Here is a 6,211-nt window from a genome sequence, read left to right as displayed (position 1 = left end):
CGTACAGCGGCGCGCGCGCGTCGATGGCGACACAGTGCGATTGCGACGGGTCGCCGATGGCATCGGCGCCCGCATCGATCATGTGCCGCAGCAGCACGCCCTGGTTGAAGCGCGTGCCGCGGATCAGGAAGTTGTCGGCGGGCCATTCGCCACGTTCGTTCCTGCCCCAGGCTTCGCGCAGCCATTCGCGGTTGGATTCGAAGCCGCCCGCGGCCAGCACGCAGGCGCGCGCAGTGAAGCGCTGGCTGCCGCTGCGCGCGGCGACGAAGCGGTCGCCGTCCAGCTCGATCGCATCCACCGGGGTTTCATAGCGGACCTGCACGCCCATCGCTTCGGCGCTGCGGTAGTACGCGTTGACCAGCGCCTTGCCGCCACCCATGAAGAAGGCGTTGGTGCGCGCCACGTGCAGCGCACCCGACAGCGGCGGCTGGAAGCGCACACCGTGCCGGCGCATCCACGGCCGGCAGTTCGATGACGCGCGGATCACCAGCCGCGCCAGGTGTTCGTCGGTGATGCCGCCGGTGACCTTGAGCAGGTCCTGCCAGTACTCTTCCTCGGGATAGGCATCGACCAGCACGTCCTGCGGCGCGTCGTGCATGCAGCGCAGGTTGCGCGTGTGCTGGGAGTTGCCGCCGCGCCAGGCGCGCGGCGCGGATTCGAGCAGCAGCACCGAGGCCCCGGCTTCGCGCGCCATCAGCGCCGCGCACAGGGCCGCGTTGCCGCCGCCAATTACCAATACGTCGACCATGGGGATTGTCTCCTTGCTGGCGTCATCTTGGCGGGCAAGGCGGGCGGGCGCCAGCAGGCGCGCGGCAAGGGGGCTTCAGCTTTCGTGAAGCCCGGCCGGGGCGGCGCCGGCTCAGCGCGGGCGCAACGTGGCGCCGGGCCAGCGCCCCTCGCGCACCAGCGTGGTGGCGACGTCGGCCAGCACCACGCGCGCGGCCAGGCCCGCCGGCGACAGTTCATCGTCGGACAGGCTGACCAGCAGGTTGGGCCGCGTGGCTCCGGCGTCGGTGACCAGTATGCTGCGGTAGGGCGTGCCATGGCTGCGCGCCAGCGCCGCGCCCGGCTGGATGGTGGCGCCCAGGCCACCGCGCACGGCGTCCATCAGGATCGCCAGCCCGTCGATCTCCGCCACCACCTGGGGCTCGCGCTTCGCCTGGCGAAAGCACGCGGCGACCAGCGCGCGCAGCCCGTGCGAGCCGCTGGGCAGGATCAGCGGCAGCTTGCCAAGTGCCGCCACCGAGGTCTGCTCGCCGCGCGGCATGCCGGCCAGCCCCTCGGCGCCGATCACGAACAGGCGCTCATCGAGCAGCGGCAGCACGCTCCAGCGCTGCGCGGGCTCCTCGCTGAACAGCACCGCCAGGTCGATCTGGCGCGCGCTCAGCATCGTGCCGAGGTAGCCGGACAGGCTCTCCACCATGCGCAGCCGCACGTCGGGGTAGCGCTCGCGCATGGCCTGCATGAAGGGCAGCGCCAGCACCGCGGCGGTGCTGGGCGGCATGCCCACGCTGACATGGCCCGACAGGCGCGCCTGCCGCGCGGCCAGCGCGGCATCGTCGATATGGCGCAGCGCCAGCTGGGCCTGGCGCCAGAAGGCCAGCCCGGCATCGGTGGCGACCACGCCGGTGGAAGTGCGCTGCAGCAGCCGCGTCGACAGCTCGCTCTCCAGCCGGCTGATCTGCTGGCTCAGCGCGGACGTGACCACGCCCAGCTCCAGCGCCGCCTTGCCCATGCTGCCATGCTCGATCACGCTGACGAAGTAGCGCAGTTGCCTCAGTTCCATGTCGCGTCCCCGCTGCCGCAATTTGCCCGCATGGTAGCGGAAAACCTGCCGCAGTTCACGAATCCTGAAGACCCGTTAACGCCCGCCCGATGGCGCGCTTGCCAGCGGCTGCGTAGAGTCGCACCGGTCAGAAACCGGCGGAAGCGACACTACGCAGCCGCCATTCCATAACAACATGACTTCCCGCAAAGGAGACTGCATGACAACCGTTTCGCGCATGCGCCGCGCCGTGGTGGCCGGCCTCGCCGGTACCGCTGTACTGGGCGCGCCCGCCGCGTTCGCCGCGGACAACTGGCCGGCCAAGCCGATCACCCTGGTAGTGCCCTTCGCCAGCGGCGGCACCACTGACATTCTCGCCCGCACCATCGGCCAGAAGCTGGGCGAGGCGCTGCAGCAGCCGGTGGTGGTGGACAACCGCCCCGGCGCCGGCGGCACCCTCGGCGCGGCCAACGTGGCGCGCGCGCCGGCCGACGGCTACACCTTCCTGCTGGCCACCGTCGCCCACACCATGGCGCCGGCCATCTACAAGAGCCTGCCCTACGAGTTCACGCGCGACCTCGATCCGGTGGGCCTGGTGGCGCTGACGCCCAATGTGCTGGTGGTCAATCCTGCGATCCCGGTGAAGTCCGTGTCCGACCTGATCGCCTATATCAAGGCGCATCCCGGCAAGGTCAACTACGGCTCGGCCGGCATCGGCAGCACCGAGCACCTGTCCGGCGAGCTGTTCCGCGCGCTGACGGGCACCGACATTGCGCATGTGCCGTATAAGGGCGGCGCGCCGATGATGACCGACCTGATCGCAGGCCAGATCCAGATGGCGATCGAGACCAGCCCGTCGGCGTCCCAGCACGTGCGCAGCGGCAAGGTCCGGGCGCTGGCGGTCACCACCGCGAAGCGTTCCGCCGCCTATCCCGGCGTGCCGACGCTGGCGGAGAGCGGCGTCAGGGGCTACGAAGTCACCACATGGTTCGCGCTGATGGCGCCGCGCGGCACGCCCGCGGCGATCGAGCAGCGCGTCTCGGCGGAGCTGGGCAAGCTGCTGAAGGCGCCGGAGGTGCAGAAGCGGTTTGACGAGCAGGGTGTGACCGCTGGCGACATGACGCCAACGCAGCTTGCTGCCTTTATCCGCGCCGAGACCGACAAGTGGGGCAAGGTGGCGAGGGAATCTGGGGCGAAGGCGGAATAACGGCCTCGCTCACAAGGGCGGCGCTGGCGTTACAGGAGGAGATCGCGCAGGAGCGGCCGCGGCAGCCGACCGGCTGCCAGAACGGGGGCTGAACACCCCTTGCCGGCAACAGTCCAATTGATGTCGCCAGCCTGAATACGGAGGAACCCAAAATGCATGACCTTTCCTTCGTTCACGCTGACGCGGCCCACGTCGAGTGGCAGGTCGCGCTGGCCGACTGCCAGCGCCAGCTGGACACGCAGGATTTCCTGCGCCAGGCGAAGGCAGACAACGCGCCGCCGCTCACGCTCGGCTGGTGCTACCTGAGCGACTACTACGCGCTGGCCGCCGAGGCCATCCTTGCCGCGCTGCAGCAGAACTGGCCCGGCGTGTCCTGGGTCGGCACGGTCGGGCTGGGTGTATCCGCCAGCGGCAAGGAGTATTTCGACGAGCCGGCCATGGTGCTGATGGCGGCGCCGTTTCCGCGCGACGCGTTCCAGCTGTTTTCGGGGCGCCAGCCCTTGCCGCCGGCGTCATCCGGCTTCGTTCCCCATACCGCGCTGGTGCATGCCGAGGGCAGTACGCCGGACGTGCAGGACCTGTTGCATGAGCTGAGCGCGCGCACGGCTACCGGCTATCTGTTCGGCGGCTTGTCGTCGGCCCGCAACCGTACCTTGCATATTGCCGATGGCGTCTTCTCCGGTGGGCTGTCGGGCGTGCTGTTCGGCCCCGAGATCGAACTGGTCTCCCGCGTCACGCAGGGCTGCCAGCCGATCGGGCCGGTGCGCGCCGTGACGCGCAGCGATCACAACCTCCTGTTCGAGCTGGACGGCAAGCCGGCCCTGGATTGCATACTGAATGACCTGGGCGTCGAGCGCGATGCCCAGGTGGAGACCATGGCGGAGGCGCTGGCCGGAACGCTGGCCGGCCTGAATTCAGCCGCCGACGATGCCCCGGTGCTGCCCGGCAGGTTCGGCTCGGACACGCTGGTGCGCCACCTGATCGGCCTGGACGTGCAGCATCGCATGCTGGCGCTGGCCGACATGGTCGAGCCCGGCATGCGGCTGGCTTTCTGCATGCGCAATGCTGACGCGGCGCGCGCGGACCTGGTGCGCGTCGCCACCGAGATTCGCACAGAGATCGAACACGGCGGCAGCCGCGCACGTGGCGCGCTCTACATCAGTTGCTCAGGCCGGGGCGGGCCACATTTCGGCGCGCCGCATGCCGAGCTGCAAACCGTACGCCGCGCGCTTGGCGACCTGCCGCTGGCCGGCTTCTTTGCCGGCGGCGAGATAGCAAGGGATCACCTCTATGGCTATACGGGGGTGCTGACGGTATTCACCGGCCATTGAATCAGCGAATGACGGCATCGATGTTGCGCATCTGGCGTGCAAACCAGATGCGCAACAGGCTGTTCGACAGGACCATCGGCAGCGAACACGCAATGATCCGATATACCTTGCTGCGTTGCAGCCGGGATGTCCTTGCCGGGTCCAGCCAGTCGTCGTTGCGCACCAGGAGCAGCAGGGTCTCCATGCCGATGAGGACGGGCCACAGGCAAGCCAGCCGCAGCCGGACAAAGCGCGGGGGAATGGCAAGCGTATAGGCCATCGCCTCGTGGAAGTGGTCCAGCGTCATGCGCACGAGCTCGCGTATCAAGGCCCGCGCGCGCAGCGAGGCGTCCGGAAGCAGGAGATCCTGCGGGCTCAGGCCATGCTGGTGCAGCATAGTGGCCGGAAGATAACAGCGGCCGATGCGCAGGTCCTTGCCGCAGTCGCGCAGGACATTGGTCATCTGCAGGGCCTTCCCGAAGCGAACCCCGCGGCGCAGCATGGCGTCGGGCACGCCGATCGCGCCAGGCACGTGGGCGGCAGTCATGCTGGTCCAGAACTCGCCGACGCAGCCGGCGACCAGGTACGTGTAACGGTCAAGCGCTTCCGGTTCGCCAAGCGCGACGACGCGGCCGGCGTGTTCATCGGGGAACGTCCGCAGGTCGAATTCCATGCCTTCAGTCAGGGTCGATACGATCTGCCGTACCGCTTGCTGGTCGTCCGGCTCCAGCTGCGCCAGCAGCGCCAGCGCAGGGCCCAGTGACTCGAGCAGGATGCGCTCATCCGACTGCTCCTGCCGTCCTGCCACCTCTGTTGCGATGCTGTCGGCCAGCGCTGTGTCTGTTGTTGCACCGTTGACCTGGTCGCGCAACGACAACAGCAGCGCCAGCCGCCGTTGTGGCGGGACCAGCGAGGTATCGGCAATCGTGTCGGCGGCACGCGCCAGCAGATAGGCCAGGCCGACCGGATCGCGCATATGGACAGGCAGCACGCGCAGCGTCAGATAGAACGAACGCGAGACGCCTTTGAGCAGCGGACCGAGGAGGAACGCCCGGCTGGGGTCGCGCATGGGTGGTGTCCTGTTCCCTGAGAGGTTTGCGAAAGTGACATTGCCCGGGTGGCCGTCAGGCCAGGCCCGGGCATTGTACCTTCGACGCCAGGGGCAGATTGCAGGCCCTGGTCAGGGCGAGTCTTTGCCGAGATATCGCTCAAACCACTGCGCTGCCAAGCGAGCGACCGATTCCAGTGCGCCGGGCTCCTCGAACAAATGGGAGGCGCCGGGCACGATCACCAGTTTCTTGGTGCATGTCAGCTGGGCATAGGCCGACTCATTGCGTTCCAGGACGCTCAAATCCAGCCCGCCGATGATCAGCATGGTGGGCGCAAGCAGCTTGGCAAGGGCGTCGGGGCCCGCCAGATCGACCCGGCCCCCGCGCGAAACGACGGCGTGGATCGGGATGGGCGACTGGCACGCGGCACGGATCGACGCGGCGCCGCCAACGCTGGCGCCGAAGTAGCCGAACCGCTGTGGCACGGCTTGCTGCCGCGCCACCCAGCTGGTCGCCTGCGCCAGCCGTGTCGCCAGCAGCTCGACGTCGAAGCGGATGGCGTGTACCTGGTCTTCCTCTGGCAGGAGCAGGTCCATCAGCAGCGTTGCCATGCCGCAGCGGTTGAGCTCCGCGGCCACATATCGATTGCGCGGGCTAAGCCGGGAACTGCCCGTGCCGTGCGCAAACAATACCAATGCGACAGCGCCGGGCGGCAACGTGAGTATGCCTTGCAGGTCCACGCCGCCGGCCGGGATCACAACCTCGATGGCTTCTGAATTGCTCCGCATGGCGCAGTCCTCCGACGGGTGGTGCGTAGACGTGCATCGCGTTGCAATCGCGCCCATCCAAGTCCACTATAGGGCGGGCGTGGCGGCGAGGC

General features: G+C 68.6%; 6 protein-coding genes. 2 read left to right on the top strand and 4 right to left on the bottom strand.

The window, feature by feature from the left end:
- Both tcuA and CF68_RS02810 read right to left on the bottom strand, forming a co-directional pair.
- A partial coding sequence (tcuA, locus tag CF68_RS02815) for an FAD-dependent tricarballylate dehydrogenase TcuA (RefSeq protein ID WP_035815886.1) occupies window positions 1-748 on the bottom strand: 748 nt, incomplete at its 3' end.
- Between the two features lie 111 nt (window positions 749-859).
- Window positions 860-1,786, bottom strand: coding sequence for a LysR family transcriptional regulator (locus tag CF68_RS02810; RefSeq protein ID WP_035815885.1), 927 nt, complete (start codon window positions 1,784-1,786; stop codon window positions 860-862).
- 199 nt (window positions 1,787-1,985) lie between these two features.
- Here CF68_RS02810 and CF68_RS02805 point away from each other — a divergent pair, with 199 nt between their 5' ends.
- Both CF68_RS02805 and CF68_RS02800 read left to right on the top strand, forming a co-directional pair.
- Complete coding sequence (locus CF68_RS02805) at window positions 1,986-2,972, top strand: tripartite tricarboxylate transporter substrate binding protein (RefSeq protein WP_035815884.1); 987 nt, start codon at window positions 1,986-1,988, stop codon at window positions 2,970-2,972.
- 152 nt (window positions 2,973-3,124) lie between these two features.
- Window positions 3,125-4,303, top strand: a complete 1,179-nt coding sequence (locus CF68_RS02800; RefSeq protein ID WP_035815881.1) for an FIST N-terminal domain-containing protein — start codon at window positions 3,125-3,127, stop codon at window positions 4,301-4,303.
- 1 nt (window position 4,304) lies between these two features.
- Here CF68_RS02800 and CF68_RS02795 read toward each other — a convergent pair whose 3' ends face one another.
- Window positions 4,305-5,351, bottom strand: coding sequence for a phytoene/squalene synthase family protein (locus CF68_RS02795; RefSeq protein ID WP_035815879.1), 1,047 nt, complete (start codon window positions 5,349-5,351; stop codon window positions 4,305-4,307).
- Window positions 5,352-5,462: 111 nt separating this feature from the next.
- Window positions 5,463-6,119, bottom strand: a complete 657-nt coding sequence (locus CF68_RS02790) for a dienelactone hydrolase family protein (RefSeq protein WP_035815877.1) — start codon at window positions 6,117-6,119, stop codon at window positions 5,463-5,465.
- Window positions 6,120-6,211 lie beyond the last annotated feature (92 nt).

This window comes from Cupriavidus sp. SK-4 (genome assembly GCF_000611125.1).
GTDB lineage: Bacteria > Pseudomonadota > Gammaproteobacteria > Burkholderiales > Burkholderiaceae > Cupriavidus > Cupriavidus necator.
The sequence above is the reverse complement of the archived record's forward strand: the minus strand, read 5'-3'. Positions and strand labels throughout refer to the sequence as shown.